This window comes from Rossellomorea aquimaris (assembly GCF_000935355.1).
GTDB classification, from domain to species: domain Bacteria; phylum Bacillota; class Bacilli; order Bacillales; family Bacillaceae_B; genus Rossellomorea; species Rossellomorea aquimaris_B.
Genome location: NZ_JXZC01000005.1, coordinates 225,054 through 245,277 on the forward strand (window position 1 = coordinate 225,054; position 20,224 = coordinate 245,277).

At 43.1% G+C, this 20,224-nt stretch carries 16 protein-coding genes and 1 other annotated feature; of the genes, 6 read left to right on the forward strand and 10 right to left on the reverse strand.

Annotation, left to right across the window (positions count from 1 at the left end; translation table 11 throughout):
- Window positions 1–97: 97 nt before the first annotated feature.
- The gene (tyrS, locus tag TV75_RS14230; protein ID WP_044339444.1) at window positions 98–1,360 is read right to left on the reverse strand and encodes a tyrosine--tRNA ligase; all 1,263 of its coding nucleotides are present in this window, start codon (window positions 1,358–1,360) and stop codon (window positions 98–100) included.
- Window positions 1,361–1,432: 72 nt separating this feature from the next.
- Window positions 1,433–1,642, reverse strand: a binding site (T-box leader).
- A gap of 185 nt (window positions 1,643–1,827) precedes the next feature.
- On the opposite strand from tyrS, the gene TV75_RS14235 reads away from it, so the two are divergent.
- Window positions 1,828–4,776, forward strand: coding sequence for a transglycosylase domain-containing protein (locus tag TV75_RS14235; RefSeq protein WP_044339445.1), 2,949 nt, complete (start codon window positions 1,828–1,830; stop codon window positions 4,774–4,776).
- 307 nt (window positions 4,777–5,083) lie between these two features.
- Here the strand turns inward: TV75_RS14235 and acsA are convergent, their stop codons facing one another.
- Window positions 5,084–6,802 (reverse strand): acetate--CoA ligase, encoded by a 1,719-nt coding sequence (acsA, locus tag TV75_RS14240; protein ID WP_044339446.1) that lies wholly within the window; start codon window positions 6,800–6,802, stop codon window positions 5,084–5,086.
- A 253-nt stretch (window positions 6,803–7,055) separates the two neighbouring features.
- Here acsA and TV75_RS14245 point away from each other — a divergent pair, with 253 nt between their 5' ends.
- From TV75_RS14245 to TV75_RS14255, 3 genes are read left to right on the forward strand one after another with little or no spacing between them, the layout of a single operon-like run.
- A complete protein-coding gene (locus TV75_RS14245; RefSeq protein WP_044339447.1) occupies window positions 7,056–7,688 on the forward strand; it encodes a GNAT family N-acetyltransferase in 633 nt (210 codons plus the stop codon).
- 36 nt (window positions 7,689–7,724) lie between these two features.
- The gene (locus tag TV75_RS14250; protein WP_044339448.1) at window positions 7,725–8,372 is read left to right on the forward strand and encodes an acetoin utilization AcuB family protein; all 648 of its coding nucleotides are present in this window, start codon (window positions 7,725–7,727) and stop codon (window positions 8,370–8,372) included.
- On the forward strand, window positions 8,369–9,544 hold the full coding sequence (locus tag TV75_RS14255) for an acetoin utilization protein AcuC (RefSeq protein ID WP_044339480.1): 1,176 nt from the start codon (window positions 8,369–8,371) through the stop codon (window positions 9,542–9,544). The genes TV75_RS14250 and TV75_RS14255 overlap by 4 nt, the downstream gene beginning before the upstream one ends.
- A gap of 46 nt (window positions 9,545–9,590) precedes the next feature.
- On the opposite strand, the gene motS is transcribed toward TV75_RS14255, so the two are convergent.
- From motS to TV75_RS14275, 4 genes are all read right to left on the reverse strand, one after another.
- Window positions 9,591–10,328, reverse strand: a complete 738-nt coding sequence (motS, locus tag TV75_RS14260; RefSeq protein WP_044339449.1) for a flagellar motor protein MotS — start codon at window positions 10,326–10,328, stop codon at window positions 9,591–9,593.
- A complete protein-coding gene (gene motP, locus TV75_RS14265) occupies window positions 10,318–11,133 on the reverse strand; it encodes a flagellar motor protein MotP (protein ID WP_044339450.1) in 816 nt (271 codons plus the stop codon). Before motP ends, motS begins: the two co-directional genes overlap by 11 nt.
- Before the next feature lie 60 nt (window positions 11,134–11,193).
- Complete coding sequence (ccpA, locus tag TV75_RS14270) at window positions 11,194–12,192, reverse strand: catabolite control protein A (protein WP_044339451.1); 999 nt, start codon at window positions 12,190–12,192, stop codon at window positions 11,194–11,196.
- A gap of 860 nt (window positions 12,193–13,052) precedes the next feature.
- Window positions 13,053–14,129, reverse strand: coding sequence for a bifunctional 3-deoxy-7-phosphoheptulonate synthase/chorismate mutase (locus TV75_RS14275; protein ID WP_044339452.1), 1,077 nt, complete (start codon window positions 14,127–14,129; stop codon window positions 13,053–13,055).
- A 205-nt stretch (window positions 14,130–14,334) separates the two neighbouring features.
- On the opposite strand from TV75_RS14275, the gene TV75_RS14280 reads away from it, so the two are divergent.
- Window positions 14,335–16,491, forward strand: a complete 2,157-nt coding sequence (locus TV75_RS14280) for a cell division protein FtsA (RefSeq protein ID WP_044339453.1) — start codon at window positions 14,335–14,337, stop codon at window positions 16,489–16,491.
- 45 nt (window positions 16,492–16,536) lie between these two features.
- On the opposite strand, the gene TV75_RS14285 is transcribed toward TV75_RS14280, so the two are convergent.
- The 4 genes from TV75_RS14285 to TV75_RS14300 form a co-directional block, all read right to left on the reverse strand.
- The gene (locus TV75_RS14285; RefSeq protein ID WP_044339454.1) at window positions 16,537–17,118 is read right to left on the reverse strand and encodes a hypothetical protein; all 582 of its coding nucleotides are present in this window, start codon (window positions 17,116–17,118) and stop codon (window positions 16,537–16,539) included.
- A 180-nt stretch (window positions 17,119–17,298) separates the two neighbouring features.
- Window positions 17,299–17,613, reverse strand: a complete 315-nt coding sequence (ytxJ, locus tag TV75_RS14290) for a bacillithiol system redox-active protein YtxJ (RefSeq protein WP_044339481.1) — start codon at window positions 17,611–17,613, stop codon at window positions 17,299–17,301.
- Between the two features lie 121 nt (window positions 17,614–17,734).
- Window positions 17,735–18,217: a YtxH domain-containing protein gene (locus tag TV75_RS14295; protein WP_044339455.1), complete on the reverse strand. Its 483-nt coding sequence runs from the start codon at window positions 18,215–18,217 to the stop codon at window positions 17,735–17,737.
- Window positions 18,218–18,233: 16 nt separating this feature from the next.
- The gene (locus tag TV75_RS14300) at window positions 18,234–18,746 is read right to left on the reverse strand and encodes a DUF948 domain-containing protein (protein WP_044339456.1); all 513 of its coding nucleotides are present in this window, start codon (window positions 18,744–18,746) and stop codon (window positions 18,234–18,236) included.
- A gap of 205 nt (window positions 18,747–18,951) precedes the next feature.
- Between TV75_RS14300 and TV75_RS14305 the strand changes: the two genes are divergently transcribed.
- Window positions 18,952–20,067, forward strand: coding sequence for an aminopeptidase (locus TV75_RS14305; RefSeq protein WP_044339457.1), 1,116 nt, complete (start codon window positions 18,952–18,954; stop codon window positions 20,065–20,067).
- The last annotated feature ends 157 nt before the right edge of the window (window positions 20,068–20,224 follow it).

A 20,224-nucleotide genomic window follows, 5' to 3' on the forward strand; every position in this document is an offset into this window, starting at 1 on the left:
CGATATATTTTCAAATCCCCCTTCCGCACATAAAAAAGCACGGTACCCGCTCCACAAAAGAGTAACGGATACCGCACTGTCAGATTCAATAATAGTATTATACGTACTGAATTCTAAAATATTTCTTCTTTCCGCGGCGAATGATGGTAAATTGTCCTTCAATCATATCTTTCTCATCCATCACATGCTGAAGATCTGTTACACGTTCCCCGTTAATGTAAATCGCTCCATTCCCGACATCTTCACGGGCTTGTCGCTTAGATGGTGAGATTTTTGCATTTACGAGAAGGTCGATCAATCCGATCTCTTCTCCTTTAGGCTGTTCGAAGGAAGGGACATCTTTGAATCCTTCCAGAATTTCAGAAGCCGATAATGTCTTAATTTCACCACTGAATAATGCTTGTGTGATGCGGATGGCTTGATCAAGTGCTTCTTCGCCATGAATCAATTTTGTCATTTCTTCAGCCAGCGCCTTTTGCGCCTTGCGAAGGTGAGGCTCCGTTTCAACGGACCCAGCCAATGCATCGATTTCTTCATGTGAAAGGAATGTAAAGTATTTCAGGTATTTCACGACATCTGCATCAGCCGCGTTGATCCAGAACTGGTAGAACTCGTAAGGAGATGTCTTCTTCGGATCCAACCAAATCGCTCCACTTTCGGTTTTACCAAATTTAGTTCCGTCTGCCTTTGTCACGAGTGGAATCGTGAAACCAAACGCCTTCGTTTCTTCCTCATGAGTACGTCTGATCAATTCAAGGCCGGTCGTGATATTTCCCCACTGGTCACTGCCGCCGATTTGAAGCTTGCAATTGTAGTTGTCGTATAGATGATTGAAGTCCAGGGCTTGAAGAATGGTATACGTAAATTCAGTGAACGAAATACCTGATTCCAGGCGAGATGAAATCGTATCTTTTGCCAGCATGTAATTTACACCCACATGCTTACCGAAATCACGAAGGAATGTTACAACATCCATTGCTCCGATCCAGTCATAGTTATTCACCATCACTGCACCATTTTCCCCTTCGAAATCAAAGATACTTTCCAGCTGTACTTTAATACTCGCCACATTCCCCTGAATCGCTTCAATTGTCTGCAGTTTACGCTCTTCATTTTTACCACTCGGGTCTCCGATCAATCCGGTTGCCCCTCCCACTAGCACAAGTGGACGATGCCCTTGATTCTGGAAGCGTCTCAATGTTAAAAATGGGAGCAGATGCCCGATATGCATACTGTCTGCTGTCGGATCGATCCCGCAGTAAATCGAGATGCTTTCTTTATTCAACAGGTCCTTCAACCCTTCAGCGTCCGTTTGCTGATACGTTATTCCACGCCATTCCAAATCTTTTATCAAATCCATGTTTTTTCCTCCTTTTTTGTAAAACACGCACGGGAATACCAAAAAAAGACAACAAAAAAGTCCCTGCATATATGCAGGGACGCTGTCGCGCGGTACCACCCAATTTAAGGAATTACATCCTTCACTCATTAAAGATAACGGCTTTAACCGTTTGCTGCTACTAAAGGTTCACAGCAAAAGCTCCAGGATGTAATTCATCGGCCATTTGTGTCAGTTTACAGCAACCACTGACTCTCTTGATAACAGGGAAGGCAGACTACTTATTCCTCTCATTGCGATCACAAATCATTTTTGTAAGTAAATCCGACTTTATGCCGGATCTTCATTCATTTAGCTATATAAGGTTTTTACCACATTCTAAAATATTAGTCAACTAAACACATGATAAAAGACCATTTTATTTGACTTTTTCCGACAGCTCTCCTGTAAATATGCTATAATGGGAATGTTCTGGGGGGAATGCTTATATGAAGGAAAAATGGAACAAATTACTCGAAAAATTAGATCCTGCAATCAGGTTCTTTTCAAATACTGGAGTTCAAAAACGAGCTAGAATTACATACGGAGTATTTTGGAATCTATCCCTGATACTTGTCGTTCTATTTGTATTAGGTTTTGCATTTGCAGGAGGAGTCGGAGCGGGTTATTTCGCTTCTCTCGTGAAGGAAGAACCGATTCGTCCTTATGACCAAATGAAAAAGGACATTTACAACTATGAAGAAACATCTCAGCTTTACTTCGCAGACAAGGTCTATCTTGGAAAACTGCGGACTGATCTTGAGCGCGAAGAAGTAAAGCTTAAAGATGTCTCCGAAGACCTGCGAAATGCTGTCATTGCTACGGAAGATGAATACTTCAAAGATCACAACGGTGTCGTACCTAAAGCAATCATGCGTGCCGTACTTCAGGAATTCACCAATTCCTCTACCCAATCAGGTGGAAGTACACTCACTCAACAGCTGATCAAAAACCAAATTCTGACGAATGAAGTATCCTTTGAACGAAAAGCAAAGGAAATTCTCCTTGCCCTTCGCTTGGAACGTTTCTTTGAAAAGGACGAAATCCTTGAAGCGTACCTGAATGTAGCTACACTTGGACGTAATTCTTCCGGCCGGAATATCGCCGGTGTCCAATCGGCTGCCCAAGGGATATTCGGAGTGGACGCCAAGGACTTAACCCTGCCTCAATCCGCGTTCATTGCAGGACTTCCACAAGCTCCTTTCTCTTACACTCCATTTACGAATAACGGAGAATTGAAAGAGAATCTGGAAGCTGGAATGAGCCGCAAAAACACTGTACTCTACAGAATGCACCGGGAAGGGTACATTACGAAGAAAGAGTACAATGATGCTGTTGCTTATGACCTATCGAAAGATTTTATCAAGCCTAAACCATCACCGAGCGAACAATATCCATGGCTGACAGCTGAACTGGAAAGCAGAGCAGTGGATATCATGACGGATGTACTGGCTGAGAAAGACGGATATTCAAAACAAGATCTTGAAAACAATGATGAACTTGAAGAGAAATACCGAACGCTCGCTGACCGTAACGTACGTCAAAGCGGTTACGAAATTCATTCAACCATCAATAAAAAAATCTATGATCAAATGCAGAAAACCAAAGATGCCTACGAAATGTATGGTCCTTCTAAATTTGTACCGGCAACGGATCCTGAAACAGGAGAAGAAGTGGAAGTGCAGCAACCGGTTCAGGTCGGCGCGATCATGATCGAGAACAAAACCGGTCGCATCATCAGTTTCATCGGGGGCCGTGATTTTAAAACGGAACAAATCAACCATGCCACCCAGTCACTGAGATCGAACGGTTCCACCATGAAGCCATTACTTGCTTATGCCCCGGCACTGGAATACGGATATATTTCACCTGGATCCCCTATTCCTGACGTAGGCGTGAACATCAATGGATGGCAGCCTGAAAACTACTCGCTTAATGAACGGGGACTTTTCCCTGCAAGATATGCACTGGCAGAATCTTTGAACTTACCTGTTGTAAGGACGTATGCCAATATCTATAACCGGAATCCCTTTAAAGAGTTCCTTCTGAAAATGGGCTTTTCATCACTGACCAGCCGATATGACAATAACCTGTCCCTTGCACTGGGGGCCACGACAAGTGGTGTGACGGTGGAGGAAAACGTGAATGCCTATACTACCTTTGCAAATGGCGGAAAATTTATCGATGCCTACATGATTGATAAAATTGTCGATCAAGAAGGGAATGTCGTTTACGAGCATAAAGTAGAACCGGTGGATGTATTTAGTCCGCAGACTGCTTACCTCACCATCGATATGATGAGAGATACCCTTGATCACTCTCTGGGTACGGGACGTTACGCCAAGCAATACCTGAACTTTGGTTCAGACTGGGCCGGGAAATCCGGAACGAGTCAGGACTACAAGGATCACTGGTTTGTCGCATCCAATCCGAGCATCACATTCGGAACCTGGTTCGGGTATGACACGCCTTCTTCATTAAATACACCGGGGTCCCGGGCACAGTATGGACATTATGGATTACGTAATATCCGCTTATGGTCATACTTATTGAATGATACGAGGGACCTGGCTCCTGAGCTGATTGATCCCGATGCTTCGTTTACAGCACCGGAGGGCATCGTAAGAAGATCCTTCTGCTCGATCTCAGGCTTACTGCCATCAGAAGCCTGCAGTCAAGCCGGCTTAGTGAAAAGTGATTTATTTAACGCTAAGTACGTACCAACCAAAACAGACGACAGCTTACTCATGAGCCGTTATGTGATGGTAAACGGCAAAAAGTATTTAGCACTGCCTAGTACGCCTGCGGAATTTTCACAACCGGGAGTGATCTTGAATCCTGACTTTGTGAAGAATGTATTTGGTTCTGTACCTGGAGATCCAAATAAACTTATTCCAGAAGGTGACAATCGATTTAAAAATGTTCTGATCGCAGAAAATAAAATTTCTGACGACGGATCAGCTCCTGGTACGGTAAAAGCAAGTGCGAATGGAAATACCATCACTTGGACGTCGTCCGCAAGCAGTGATGTCGTCGGATATCGTGTATATAGTAAATCCGGCGGAAAGGTCGGGAGTGTCAAGTCTGGCGGGAGTTATTCAGTATCCGGCGGAAATGGTGATTTCTTTGTGGTTGCCGTTGACGTAGCAGGAAGACAATCTGCCCCTTCCAACACTGTACAAATTGGAAGACCGGAGCCTGAGCCAAAGCCTGAAAAACCGGCTACGGACCCGAAACCACCTGGTGATAAACCAGCCGACCCCCCTCCTAAACCAGACAAGCCTGAGCCACCACCGCCACCTCCATCTGATGATGGCGGCGGTGATGGCGGAGGCGGTGACGATGGCGGAGGAACCGAACCACCGGCTGAACCTGAGCCACCTGCTGAGGAGAACTAAATTACAAGTTGAAAAACGAGCGAAAAGTGTTTACTTTTTGCTCGTTTTTTTGTTTTGGGTTAGGGGGATGGAATATTGACTGGGACTGGCCTTTGATGTTTCATGCCACTTTGGACATTTGTCTGCCATATACTTATTTTATCTGCCGTTTTTTCAATTCACCTGCCATATCCTATTTTTATCTGCCATTTTTTATAATCCGACAAGCTTCGCACCCACCCCATCCTTACCTCCCCAATCATCAACCTCAACCAAAACAGTAACCACAAAAGAACCCCCGCTCAACAAGCGGGGGTTCTTCCATCTATTAATCTTCCATTGTACTTAAATCACCCGTAGGGAGGTCTAACTCCCATGCCTTCAACACGCGACGCATGATTTTTCCGCTTCGGGTCTTTGGCAGTTTGTCACGGAATTCTATTTCTCTTGGAGCCGCATGGGCAGCCAATCCTTTTTTCACGAATTGACGAATCTCTTCTTTCAGATCATCCGTCACTTCATATCCGTCGCGAAGAGCGATGAACGCTTTGATGATTTCGCCACGAACCGGATCTGGCTTTCCAATGACACCTGCTTCTGCAACCGCAGGATGTTCTACAAGCTTGCTTTCAACCTCGAAAGGTCCAACTCGTTCTCCAGACGTCATGATGACATCATCGATTCGGCCCTGGAACCAGAAGTACCCGTCCTCATCCATATAAGCTGAATCTCCTGAAACATACCAGTCACCAGGCATAAAGTATGATTCATACTTCTGGGGATTATTCCAGATCTGGTTCATCATGGATGGCCAGCCTTTTTTGATTGCCAGGTTCCCCATGCGGTAAGGAGGCACTTCGTTTCCTTGATCATCCACAATCGCTGCTTTCACTCCCGGGAATGGTTTACCCATGGAGCCGGGCTTGATTTCCATGCTCGGATAGTTACAGATCAATTGACCGCCTGTTTCAGTCATCCACCAAGTATCATGGATGCGCAGGTTGAATACTTTCATCCCCCAACGGACAACCTCAGGATTCAAGGGCTCTCCTACGCTCAGGATATGGCGAAGCGAGCCTAAGTCGAACTGCTTTACGACTTCATCCCCGGCACCCATCAACATTCTGAAGGCCGTTGGGGCACTGTACCAAACAGTCACTCCATAATCCTCGATCGTTTTATACCAGTTTTCCGGCTTGAAGCGTCCCCCTACAATGACGTTCGAAGCACCTGTCAGCCATGGACCGAAGATCCCATACGAAGTCCCCGTGACCCAGCCTGGATCCGCTGTGCACCAGTACACGTCCTCTTCCTGCAAATCAAGCACCCATTTGGACGTTTGATAATGCTGGATCATAGCGTTATGAACATGCAGGACCCCCTTTGGCTTCCCAGTGGAACCTGAAGTATAGTGAAGGATCAACCCATCATTCCGGTCTACCCACTCTACCGCCAGTTTATCACTCGCTTCAGCAAATTTAGTCATGAAGTCAATATGGACATCGTCCTCCTCTATATCCTCTCCGACTAAGAACACATGCTTTAAGTTTGGAAGTTCACTTACCGGAACCCTCTTTAAAAGTTCAGGAGTCGTGATCAGCACCTTTGCTTCACTATCCTCTAAACGATCACGGACGGCTCCCTCCATGAATGCCTCAAACAAAGGACCTACGATGGCACCCAGTTTGATCGCACCTAATACGGAGAAATACAATTCCGGTGATCTAGGCATGAAGATGAAGACACGGTCCCCTTTTTCAACATCCCCAAAACGCTTCAATACATTTCCAGCTTTGTTCGACATCTTCTTCATTTCAGAGTACGTATATTTTTCATCACGTTCTGCATCTCGGTAATAAAGAGCGACTTTATTTTTCCTGAAAGATACTGCATGTCGGTCAATCGCTTCATGTGCCAGATTGACGCGACCTGTTTCCGCCCATGAAAATTCTTTTTCGACATCTTTCCAATCGAATGATTGGTACGTATTTTCATAGCTTTCAAGATTATAGTTTCCCTTCGTCACTGGTAGCGCTTCCACTTTCATATACCGCATCCCCCTTATGTAAGAAATTACAATCTTATTATAGTATAAATTTAATATTTTCTCAATTTTTTAAAAAATCTGCCACAATGTACCCATTGCTGTATTTATTATAAAAACTCTTCAAACCCTAGTCCTGGATAGGTATTGCAGAATAACTTCCCCGCTGCAAAGGTCTGAAAATTTCGTGAAAGCGCTATACATTTTTTAATTTCATGTATAATGTACTTGAGGAATATCTTTAGGTGGTGTCCAGATGAAATTGAAAAAAACCTATAATGCAACAGAATTAAAGACAACAAAAGGGAATCTCATCATTGAAGGTCCGATTTCCGCTGAGGAATTGGCCCGGCTTGATTTTCACGAAGACTTGGTCGCTTTCAGACCTCCTGCTCAACAGCATAAAGCCCTTGTTGAGATTGCCAGTTTACCAGAAGGACGAATCCTGATTGCAAGAGACAATCATACGATCGTTGGATATGTTACATATTTATATCCTGACCCCCTTGAACGCTGGTCCCAAGGGAAAATGGATAATCTTATCGAGCTTGGGGCAATCGAGGTGATCCCTAAATTTCGGGGGGCTTCAGTCGGGAAACACCTTTTAAGAGTTTCCATGATGGATGATCATATGGAAGATTTCATTGTGATTACGACTGAATACTATTGGCATTGGGACCTTAAAGGAACCGGCTTGAACGTATGGGAATATCGTAAGGTGATGGAAAAGATGATGAACGCTGGCGGTTTGGAATATTACGCAACTGATGACCCTGAAATCAGCTCCCATCCAGCCAATTGTTTAATGGCGAGGATCGGTAAAAGAGTGGATTCAGATTCCATCCAACGATTTGATCAACTGAGATTTATGAATCGTTTTATGTATTAATGGAGTTCTGACAAGTTTTCTAAAGGGGTGGAGAACGTGATTGTAGAAGAAATCATGAAAACGAAAGTCGAAACATTAAAAGCAGACGATACAATTGAAACAGCCATAAAATTAATGCGTGAGAAGAAAATCAAGCATATCCCGATTACGAATGATGCGATGGAAGTGATCGGAATCGTGAGTGACCGTGATGTAAAAGACGGTACCCCATCTATTTTTCATGATGAGTCCTCAACCAGTGAGTTACAGAATCCTCTTAAGTTGATCATGAAAAAAGATGTGATCACAGGACATCCTTTGGACTTCGTCGAAGAAGTCGCCGCTCTCTTTTATGAGCACCGGATCAGCTGCCTGCCTATCTTGAAGGAAAATAAGCTCGTAGGAATCATAACTGAAACAGACCTGTTGTACACTCTCATTCAACTGACGGGAGCCCACCAGCCCGGCTCTCAAATTGAAGTGAAAGTCCCACATAAAGCCGGCATCCTCTATGAAGTGGCCGGTATCATCAGAAGAAACAACTCTAATATTCAAAGTGTCCTCGTGTATCCGGATAAGAAGGACGAAAAATTTAAAATACTAGTGTTCCGCGTAAGAACGATGAATCCGATGAATGTGATCGATGATCTCAAGAAAGAAGGATATGACGTGTTATGGCCAAACATGCCAGGAATCTCATCATGACCAAAGATGCTGTCTTCATTTATTCAGATGAACTTCTTGGGTATCGGTTCTCTGATGAGCATCCTTTCAATCAAACCCGATTGACCTTGACGATGGACTTACTCAAAGAAGCAAACGCTCTTCAATCAGATCAAATCGTCCCCCCACGAATGGCTACCGACGAAGAGTTATTTCTTAATCATGATCCCAACTATGTAAACGCCGTCAAACGAGCGAGTGTCGGCCAACTCTCTCAAGATCAGGCGGAAGGGTTTGGTATCGGTACAGAAGATACCCCGATGTTCAAAGGAATGCATGAAGCGAGTGCATATTTAGTGGGCGGAACGTTAACGGCAGTTGATTATGTCATGACGGGAAAAGCCAAGCATGCCCTCCATCTCGGCGGTGGTCTCCATCACGGCTTCAAAGGGAAGGCATCCGGCTTCTGTATTTATAATGACAGTTCAGTGGCGATTCGCTATTTGCAGGAAAAGTACGGGGCGCGGGTACTGTACGTAGATACAGATGCCCATCACGGAGATGGCGTCCAGTGGTCCTTTTACGATGATCCGGACGTCTGTACACTGTCCATCCATGAGACAGGACGCTACCTGTTCCCGGGAACAGGTAATATCAATGAGCGGGGTCACGGAAAAGGATATGGGTATTCATTCAATATACCTTTAGATGCCTTTACAGAGGATGAATCGTGGCTCGAAGCTTACGAAACGTCCTTTCGTGAGGTGATTGAATTCTTCAAGCCGGACGTCATATTGACTCAAAACGGGGCAGATGCCCATTATTATGATCCTCTTACCCACCTTTCAGCTACTATGAATATATACAGGGAAATCCCTCGTATCGCCCATGAGCTTGCCCATGAGTATTGCGATGGTAAATGGATTGCCGTTGGTGGCGGGGGCTACGATATTTGGAGAGTGGTTCCAAGAGCATGGAGCCTGATCTGGCTGGAGATGACCGGGCGTATGGACCTTGCCTCTTCCTTCCCTGGAAAATGGACGGAACGGTGGCAGAGTAAAGCAGGTGTCATGTTACCCGCTGAATGGATGGATGAACGGGACATCTACAAACCGATTCCAAGAAAAGGGGAAATCACCGAAAAGAACAAGCAGACCGTTGAGAAAGCCCTCTACTCCATTCGCCAGCAACTGCGACAGAAGCCGTCAAGCTAACAAAAAACCAAGGACCTCTCATCACCACCCGAGAAGTCCTTGGTTTTTATTGTTCTTGGTAAGCAGGATCTGTTATGATCACTTCGACCCGCCTGTTTTTTTGGAGATTTTCCCTGGTATCATTGGGTGCAATTGGCCGTGTGTCCCCATATCCGACGGCGATAAAGCGCTTTGGATCCAGGTTCTCCGTTTGAATGATGTATCGAATCACACTGCTTGCCCTTGCAGAGGAGAGCTCCCAGTTTGATGGAAATCGATATGTATTGATTGGACGATTATCTGTATGTCCTTCTACCTTCACGAAGTTTGGGATCCTGGATATGAGATCACCCACTTTATTCAGGAACGGATAAGCGTCCTCGAGGACCGTTGCTTCACCTGAGGCAAATAGAGCTTGCTCCTGAAGAACCAGTACGACGCCTCGCTCGGTTCTTGTGGCAACTATAACATCGCTTAATTTGTTTTCATTTAAATAGCTCTGAATATCCTCTAAAAGTTGTTGTAGCTCCTTGTCGGCTTGTTCACTGCTTTGAGTCTGCATTTTCTCCATTTCCACTTCAGGTTCAGCAGAAGGATTCTCGAATGGAATAACAGATGGGTAAAACTCAAGTATTTGACGCTGTTGAAAGGAATCAGCGATGGCCCTGAATTTCACGATATCTATTTGTGACATAGAAAACAATAAAATAAAGAATACGAGAATAAGAGTGATGAGGTCAGAAAAGGTAACCATCCATTTTGGAGCACCCGTGGGCTGAGACGCTTGTTTTCGTCTACGCTTCATCGAATGAAGCCTCCGCTTGTTTCCTGCTCAAGTACGTCTCCAGTTCCTCATTAGATAAGAACACCCTTAGTTTCTCTTCTAATATCTTTGGATTTTGACCGGATTGGACTCCCACAACACCCTCAATCACGATTTGTTTCATGAACACTTCTTTCTCTGTTTTCATCGCTAATTTGGATGCCATAGGCAGGAAGACAAGGTTTGCAAGGATCGATCCATATAAAGTCGTCAATAAGGCAATGGCCATATTCGGTCCCAATGTTGTTGGATCATTCAAATTCTTTAACATCAGTACGAGACCAATCAAGGTCCCGATCATACCCCAGGCAGGTGCATACTCCCCCGCCTTGTCCAGTAAACTTTTATTTTTGCGATGTCGCTCTTCTAAAGCGATGATTTCAGCATTCATAATATCTACGATCACATCTTGCTCAATGCCATCCACTGCCAACAGGACACCTTTTCGAATAAAAGGGTCCTCAACTTCTTCCACTTCCGCCTCTAATGCGAGAAGGCCTTCACGTCTGGCTTTTTCTGAAAGTGTCACAAACGTACGAATAAGTCCATGAAGGTCGTATTCCTCGTCACGAAAGGATTCTTTCATCACTTTCCCCAATTGCTTCAATTCCTTGATAGAGAAGCTGACCAGCATGGCAGCGATCAACCCGCCTATCACAACGAACATCGAAGGCAGATCTAAGAAAGAACTGAAGCCTGTAACACCTGCGTTCGTAATGATGGCGAAAGCGACGAATAGAAACCCAACTACAACCCCGATTGGTGTAAGAACATCAAGCTTTTTCATTTTGACTCTCCCTACAAAAATAAGATCTGTTTGTCTTTATCTTTTATATCGACAAACTTCTTATTTTGTTGAGTTACGATGTTCAAGTCGATGAGGAAGAACAACAGTGGATTCTTCAACCGTTTCCTTGTTCATATATTTCGTTAATAATCTCATCGCTACAGCCCCGATATCATATAAAGGCTGCACAACGGAAGTTAACTGTGGTCTGACCATAAGCGCCAGTCTCGTGTTATCGAAGCTGATCACTTCAACTTCTTCAGGAATGGACACATTTTGGTCCTGGGCGCCATGAACGACTCCAAGGGCCGTCTCATCATTGCCCACGAACACAGCAGTCGGCTTGTCCGCAAGCTCAGAAAACTTCTGCCATGCCTCTAGTCCTGAATCATATGTGTACTCACCTTCAACAACCAGGTCGTCACTATATTCCACTCCTGCCTTGGCAAGGGCCTCTCGATACCCTTCCAATTTAAACTTCATGTTGATCGTATCGTGGAAAGGACCACTTACAAATCCGATCCGTTTATGTCCTTTTTCTAATAATTCCGTAACAGCATCGTAAGAAGCCGCTTTGTAATCGATATTAACAGATGGGACCTTGTTTGTTTCTTCCACTGCCCCAGCTAACACGATTGGTACCGGAGAACGTTCGAATTCCTGAACATGCTCTTCGGAAATGTGACCACCAAGAAACAGGATTCCATCTACTTGTTTTCCAAGCATCGTATTAAGAAGATGAAGTTCCTTCTCGGCATTTTGATCCGAGTTACTCAAGATGATATTGTATTTGTACATCGTTGCGATATCTTCAATCCCACGTGCCAATTCAGCATAGAAAATATTAGAGATATCGGGTATGATGACTCCGACCGTAGTCGTCTTCTTACTTGCAAGTCCCCTTGCTACAGCATTCGGACGGTATCCAAGGCGGTCAATGACCTCCAGTACTTTCTTCCTTGTTGCCGGTTTTACATTGGGATTTCCATTGACTACACGTGAAACGGTCGCCATGGAAACATTTGCTTCTCTTGCTACATCATATATTGTAACGTTCATCATTAACTCTCCTTTACTCTTCTACTCATTTATTTATCTTATTTTACACTAAATAAACCTAAAGAAAAAAGCGATTACAATAGTTTGTTAAAAAATGCACATATTTATATTCAACTTAGTGTTTTTTCAATGTATATAGGTTATTTATCTGCAATTACCTAGATAATCATACGATAGTCTCTATATTCCTGCAACGACTCAGCCTTATCTTAACAAAAAGTTTATTATAGCATACAGAAACGGGGGCGGGTTTAGTGGAGATAGAGGCATAAGACTGCACTTTCAGAGGGTATTTTGGCGTGGCGTTGGCTGGGGGTTCGCTGATATATTTGGGATTTCGCTGATATACTGAGGATTTCGCTGATATATTTGGGATTTCGCTGATAAACTGAGGATTTCGCTGATATATTTGGGATTTCGCTGATAAAATGAGGGGTTCGCTGATATATTTGGGATTTCGCTGAAAAAATGAAGGGTTCGCTGATATATTCGGGATTTCGCTGATAAACTGAGGATTTCGCTGATATATTCGAGATTTCGCTGATAAAATGAGGGGTTCGCTGATAAAAATCTGAATTCCACCGTAATAATCAAATTTCGCCGTTAAATTTGGAATTTCGCCGTTAAAATTAAGATTTCGCCGATAAATTCAGAATTTCGCCGTTAAAATGAAATTTTCGCCGATATCCCTAATAAAGATCGGATGTTCCAACTAAAATTACTGCTCCAAAACAATGAATTGGACAATTAAAAGGACATTTCTTAAAAAAATGCCCAAATTGACCGTGAAAACTCGTATTTTCTTCCAAAAAACAAAGGGTTGAACCCAAAAATAGGATCCAACCCTTCTCTTATATACATTACACTTCGATCGTTCTTCCTTTTAATAGCTCCTGATAGAAATGATCAAATTGATCTAGATCCATTTGCTGAGCTGAATCGGATAGGGCGACGGCAGGATCAGGATGAACCTCGGCCATTACTCCATCTGCACCGATGGCAAGTGCTGCTTTTGCCGTTGGGAGCAATAGATCTCTGCGTCCAGTAGAATGTGTTACATCCACGAATACTGGCAGATGCGTTTCTTGCTTAAGGATTGGGACAGCTGAGATGTCCAATGTGTTTCTTGTTGCTTTTTCATACGTACGGATTCCACGTTCACAAAGGATGATGTCTCCATTTCCTTGTGAGATGATGTATTCGGCAGCGTTGATGAACTCATCGATCGTTGCAGCTAAACCACGTTTAAGCAATACGGGCTTCTTCACTGCCCCTGCTGCTTTTAACAGCTCGAAGTTTTGCATATTTCTCGCACCGATTTGAATCACGTCAATGTATTCCAGCGCAGGTTCGATATCGGCTGGATTAACGATTTCACTCACAACAGCCAAATCATATTCATCCGCCACTTTTTTAAGGATTTTCAAGCCTTCGATCCCGAGGCCCTGGAAATCATAAGGTGAAGTCCTAGGTTTAAATGCTCCGCCTCGAAGCAATTTAAGTCCTTTTGCTTTAACGGCTTTCGCCACTTCCGCCACTTGCTCGTAAGATTCAACGGCACATGGACCGAAAATGAAATGAGGCTTTCCGTCCCCGATGGAATCTCCGTTAATATTGACAATCGTATCATCCGGTTTCTTTTTACGGGAAACAAGCAATGCTTTCCGGTGATCGTCTTTTTGTAACTCTAAACCGGCTTTGAAGATCTCTTTAAAAATATGTTCAATGGTAGAATGTTCAAATGGACCATTGTTATTTTCTTTAATCAGATCTAGCATGCCTCTTTCACGAACAGGATCATAGCGGTATACTCCTTGAGTCTCCTTGACACGCCCGATTTCCTGAACTAGTTTAGCACGTTCATTGATGGTGTCTAATAGTTTTAGGTTCATCTCGTCGACTTGTTTTCGTAATTGATCGAGCTCTTGATTACTCACAATACAGCACCCTTTCTTTTTTTATCCTGTTCATACGTAAAAACTGTTATAGTTTTAAGAAAGTATGATACATTTTTGATATTGAAACTTATTATAATAGAACATATCTAAAATGTCACGATAAAATTCTTTATTAATTAGACGCTTTTAAGTACTAAAGTATTTTAGTATTGTATGAGAATAGGCTAAAGTGGGTGAACACTAATTGAAAAATAAGCAAAAAATTTTTGCGTTAGACATCGGCACCCGATCGGTCGTCGGGATTATTTTAGAAGAAATAGAAGGAATATTTCAAGTTTCAGATATTTTAGTAGAAGAGCATAAAAAGAGAGCCATGCTCGATGGTCAGATTCATGACGTTCCTGCTGTAGCAGAAGTCATCTGCTCCATTAAAGAGCAATTGGAAAAGAAGCATGGTCCCCTTCATAAAGTGTGTGTCGCAGCTGCCGGGAGAGCTCTAAAAACGGAAATAGCATCTTGCACATCAAATATAAAAGGCAAACCCCTTCTTCAAAAAAACGATATCCTCCACCTGGAGTTAAGCGCTGTCCAGCAGGCTCAAGCATTAGCTGCAGAAAATGAACATGATACAAAGGACTACCACTATTACTGTGTTGGTTATTCTGTCCTATTTTACCGTTTGGATGGTGAGGAAATCGGGAGCCTCATCGATCAGCAAGGAGATGTAGCCACGGTTGAAATTATCGCGACCTTCCTCCCACGTGTCGTGGTGGAATCCTTGATCGCGGCACTCAATCGCGCCGGCCTTGAAATGGATGCTTTGACATTAGAGCCCATCGCTGCCATTAATGTGCTAATTCCAGAGTCAATGAGACGACTCAATGTAGCCCTCGTTGATATCGGAGCGGGAACATCCGATATCGCGATTACCAATATGGGGACTGTGATTGCCTATGGGATGGTCCCCACTGCCGGGGATGAAATAACGGAAGCCCTCAGCAATGAATTATTGCTGGATTTCCCATTAGCGGAACAGGCAAAGAGGGAGCTTCAGACCAGAGAAGAAATCACGGTTACCGATATTCTTGGCTTTGAAACGAGTTATCCTGCACATGAGGTCGTGGAGAAAATCACACCGGCTGTGAATCGGTTGGCAGAAGAGATTTCAAAGGAAATTCTCCGTTTGAACAATGGAAAGCCCCCGCAAGCTGTCATGCTTGTAGGAGGAGGCAGCTTAACACCTGCACTTCCCACCCGATTAGGGGCATCCCTGCAGCTTCCTCACAATCGGGTCGCTGTAAGAGGCGTAGAGGCTATTCAGAACATAGCCATACTGGAAGAAGTAACGAAAGGCCCTGACCTCGTCACCCCGATTGGTATCGCCATTGCTGCTAAACAAGCCCCTGTTCAATACGTCACCGCTCACGTGAACAAACAACCGGTCCGATTGTTTGAAGTAAAGGACTTAACGGTCGGCGACTGCCTGTTAGCTGCAGGGTTAAAGCTGAGTAAATGGCACGGGGTTCCGGGAAATGGCTTCTTTGTATCAGTCAATGGTCAAGATATATCTTTGCCGGGAGGTCACGGTCACCCGCCAGTTATTGAAAAAAATGGTCTGCCTAGTTCACTTGACGAAAACATTAAAAATAACGATATGATTTCTGTTCATAGAGGAAAAGACGGGACCCCACCACGGGTGACCATCGGTGATCTAATAGACGCTTCCTCTTCTAAACAGATTGTCATTGGCGATAAGGATTATGTAGTGACCCCACTCGTCTACAGAAACAATCTGACGGCATCCCTTGATGAGACCATTCAGGACCGTGACTCTATCCGTATCGAATTAATGGAATCACTCTTCGACGTGTTAAAGCATTTTGGGTATGAGGAATGGATCGAAAGCACAAAGCCCTATCGTATTTCTATCAATGGAAAAGAAACGTTCTTTCCTGCCTATAGCGGAAAGCTATTCATAAAAGGTTTTGAGGCGAAACTTTCATCAAAGATTCAACAGAATGATATCGTTTCATTCAAGCCTGGTTCCACTCCAACGGTAAAGGAGCTTCTCGCAAAGAAACAGCTCACCGCCGGCTCCACTATCCTGATTACATTCAACGGCAAGAAAGTCGAGCTTATGAAAGAGAGCAGCCGGGTTTATCGCAATGGTACTCATCTTAAAATGGATGATCGCTTATCATCAGGTGATACGATTGAAATAGAAGCACAACAAATGAGTTCATTTATATTCCAGGACTTGTTTAATTCAGTTGAAGTCAATATGCCTGCACATGCGAATGGTAGCTTCGTCCTCCTTAAAAATGGGGAGGAAACCACTTTTTATGAGGAGATTCAACAAGGGGATGAACTCGAAATCGTCTGGCCTAAGGTGTCACGCTGAATAGCAGACAACAAAAAAAACTGGCATTTACGCCAGTTTTTTTGTTTATGATCCAACTTGTCCAGGTACACTGCTCGTACGGTTAGTCGGATGGATATTGTTATCATGTGTAGAAGTAGAGCTTGTTGAAGGCTGAGTGCTATTGACAGAAGAGGTCGAATCGCCTGTCACTTCTTCACCTGCTTCTTTCACTTTTCCACCAATTTCCTTCAATTCTTCTGCTGCTTCTTTTGTAGTGGCTATAATTTCAGAAGAGTCTTCTTTTACTTGATTCACTTGATCAATCACATCATCATTCACCTTTTCATAAAGGCTCTGTGCATCGTTGATCGCTTCCTTTAATACGGTAGAAGCCGTTTTGAGGCGATCTTGCCAGTCGTTCATGATTCCCGATGGATTTTCCCTTACCTTTGCCACCATACCCATCGTGGAGTCCTTCACGTTAGATGTTCTCGAAGATACTCTCTTTCTTGTAGTTTTATCAAGCATAGCCACTGCACCGCCTACTACAGCTCCCACAACCATGCCTTTAAGTAACTTACCATTCTTCTCTCCGGAAGTGCCGTTCATCTTATTCGCATTAGCCGTATTACTTGTTTGAGTGTTATAAGGTACTGTCTGTGCCATGAATCGTTCCTCCTAATTTACTTTAAATAATTTTTAATCTTATAGAGTAGATTCCCTGTATGATAGAAAATAAACACATGGGAGGGAATTACCAAAAATTATTAGAAAACCCAAACGAAATCATCAGGCAATACAAAAAAATAAAATAAAAAGACCCTGTCAAAACAGAGTCCTTTCCCACTACAACTTATTTAATTCATTCTCCGTAATATGCCAATGGGAAGCATTCCAGCCTGGTTTTCCTTCGATAAACAGGAAGGCTTGAGGCGATTCATGCTTGATGCCGTATTTTTCGGCAATATGGTTGGACAGCTCCCTTGATTCTTGAACGGCTAAATAGTAGCCGTCTTCTTCTTCATGCTTGTTTAAGAAAGCTTGGTATTCGTTGAAAGCATTAGAGCTTACCGGGCAGGTTAAGCTGTGCTTCATGAAAAAGAAGCGGGAATTTGTTTCAGAAAGCTTTTCAAACTCTTGAACGGTTTCAATCTTTTGCATGACATTCATACTTCCTTTCCTACATGTACTTTAAGAGACAAACGGGTGCCTCATGGCAATCTTATTCCAACAAAAAAACGGTGAAGTAATCATATCACTTCACCGCCCTTGGAATCAATTATTATTGATTGTATGTTTTTTCAGTTTCTTCAAATGCCTTTTTTGTTTCTTCGAGCTTCTGATTCACATCTTCTGTTTCTTCAACAGGTGTTGTTTCTCCTACTGAAACAGCTTGAAGCTCATCATTAGTTTCTTGAAGCTCTTTATTATTGGAGCGGTATGTTTTCAGCTTCCCAACGACATTGTTGGATTGCTCTTGTACTGATTTTGTTAGGGCAGAAGATTTTTCCTTCGCCACTGCTGCAAGTTCATTGCTCTTTTCTACAGCCGTGTCTTTCCACTGGCCTGTCTTTTCTTTCAGGACGCCCGCCTGTTCGTTAATATCATGACGAAGATCTTTACCGGATTTAGGGGCAAGTAGTAAAGCAGTAGCCGCTCCTACGATACCTCCGATCAGTGTTCCAATCATGAAGTCCTTTGAGTTGATGTTGTTGCTGTCATTTGTCTGATTTTGGTTCTGGTTTTGATTGTACTGTTGTGTCATTTTAAAATTCCCCTCTCTAATTGTTATAAGATCTTGCTCTTTTTATCAATTTTTCTTGGGATCGAACTTCTTTAGATGTTTGGTTATGAACAGCTGCATCAGATTGACTTGGCTGTTTTTCCTGTTTTTGTTTCCATTTGTCCTTTAACTCAATGAAAGCATTTCCCCACTGGACCACCTGTGAAATTTTCCCTTGGTTGCGTTCCAATTCGGTTGAAATGGATGTACTTACTTTCTTAACCGAGTTATTAAGGTTTTGGATGGAATGCCCTACATCTCTTACTGCATAAACAACTGTGTTCAGATCCTCAGATTTCTTCTGGATATCCTCGGCTAATAGGTTTGTTTTATGTAGTAATTCTGTAGACTCTTTTGTTACTCCTTGAAGCTGCCCCTCAAGGCCGGTCATTGTAGTTGAAACACTGTCTAATGTAGAGCTGAGGGACTTCAATGTCTTCATTAAACTCATAACTAAAATAAAAAATGCAACAGCTATTACAGCTACGCTTAGATAAAGAATGATTTCCATATGCCACACCTCCATGTATAGGAATTCTTTACCCTTATCATTAACAAATAAACATTATACTAGTATTTCTCCTTTCTCCTGCATTCTCCTGCATGAAAAAATAAAAAATATTACTTGTTTTAGCATTTTTCATCTTTTTTCTCTCATCCATTAATAAATGTTTTAGGGTACAATAAAATGGACTACATACAAGGGGGAAGATCCAATGAAAGATCCACGGATTGAAAAATTGGCAAAAAATTTAATTCAGTACTCTGTACAGTTACAGCCTGGTGAGAAAGTATTGATCGAAAACTTCGGATTGCAGCGGGAACTGGTGACGGCACTCGTTAAAGAAGCATATGAAGCCGGTGGATATCCTTTCGTATCCATTAAAGATCACGCAGTTGACCGTGCATTATTAATGGGGGCTAAGGATGAACAATACAATATGATGGCAAGCTTCGAGGCGAATGTCATGGACCAGATGGATGCATATATCGGTTTGCGTGCAGGTGATAACATCAGTGAACAATCGGATGTACCTGACGAAAAGATGAAGATACACGGTAATACGATCGGGAAAAAAGTACATAGAGAAATCCGCGTTCCTAAGAAAAAATGGGTCGTACTACGTTATCCGACTTCATCCATGGCACAGCTTGCCAACATGAGTACAGAAGGGTTCGAAGACTTCTACTTCGATGTCTGCAACCTGGACTACAGCAAAATGGACAAAGCCATGGACAACCTGGTTGAACTCATGAACAATACGGATAAAGTCCGCCTTGTCGGGGAAGGGACGGACCTTACATTTTCAATCAAGGACATTCCTGCAGTAAAATGTGCGGGACGCCTGAACATTCCTGATGGTGAAGTATATAGTGCACCTGTAAAGGATTCTGTTAACGGCGTCATTTCCTACAATACACCGTCACCTTACAATGGATTTACCTTTGAAAATGTGAAATTGACATTCAAAGAAGGTAAGATTGTTGAAGCCACTGCCAATGATACAGATCGTATCAACAAAATCTTTGATACGGATGAAGGGGCAAGATACGTGGGTGAATTCGCAATCGGCGTGAATCCTTACATCCAGCATCCGATGCAGGACATCTTGTTTGACGAGAAGATTGATGGCAGCTTCCACTTTACACCGGGTGAATGCTATGAAGAAGCGTATAACGGAAACCACTCGAACATTCACTGGGATATGGTGATGATCCAGCGTCCTGAATATGGTGGAGGCGAGATCTATTTTGATGATGTATTGATCCGAAAAGATGGTCGATTTGTCATTGAAGAACTTGAAGTGCTGAATCCGGAGAATTTGAAGTAAGATTGTTGAAGCCACCGTCGGGATATATGACGGTGGCTTTTTTCGTAGAGTGTGAATGGTTTAATGATGTATCGGTTTAGGATGTTGAATTCCTTGCAGATCTTTATATTTGACTAATTTATGGATTGTTTACATGTTGAATTTCATCGATTATTTA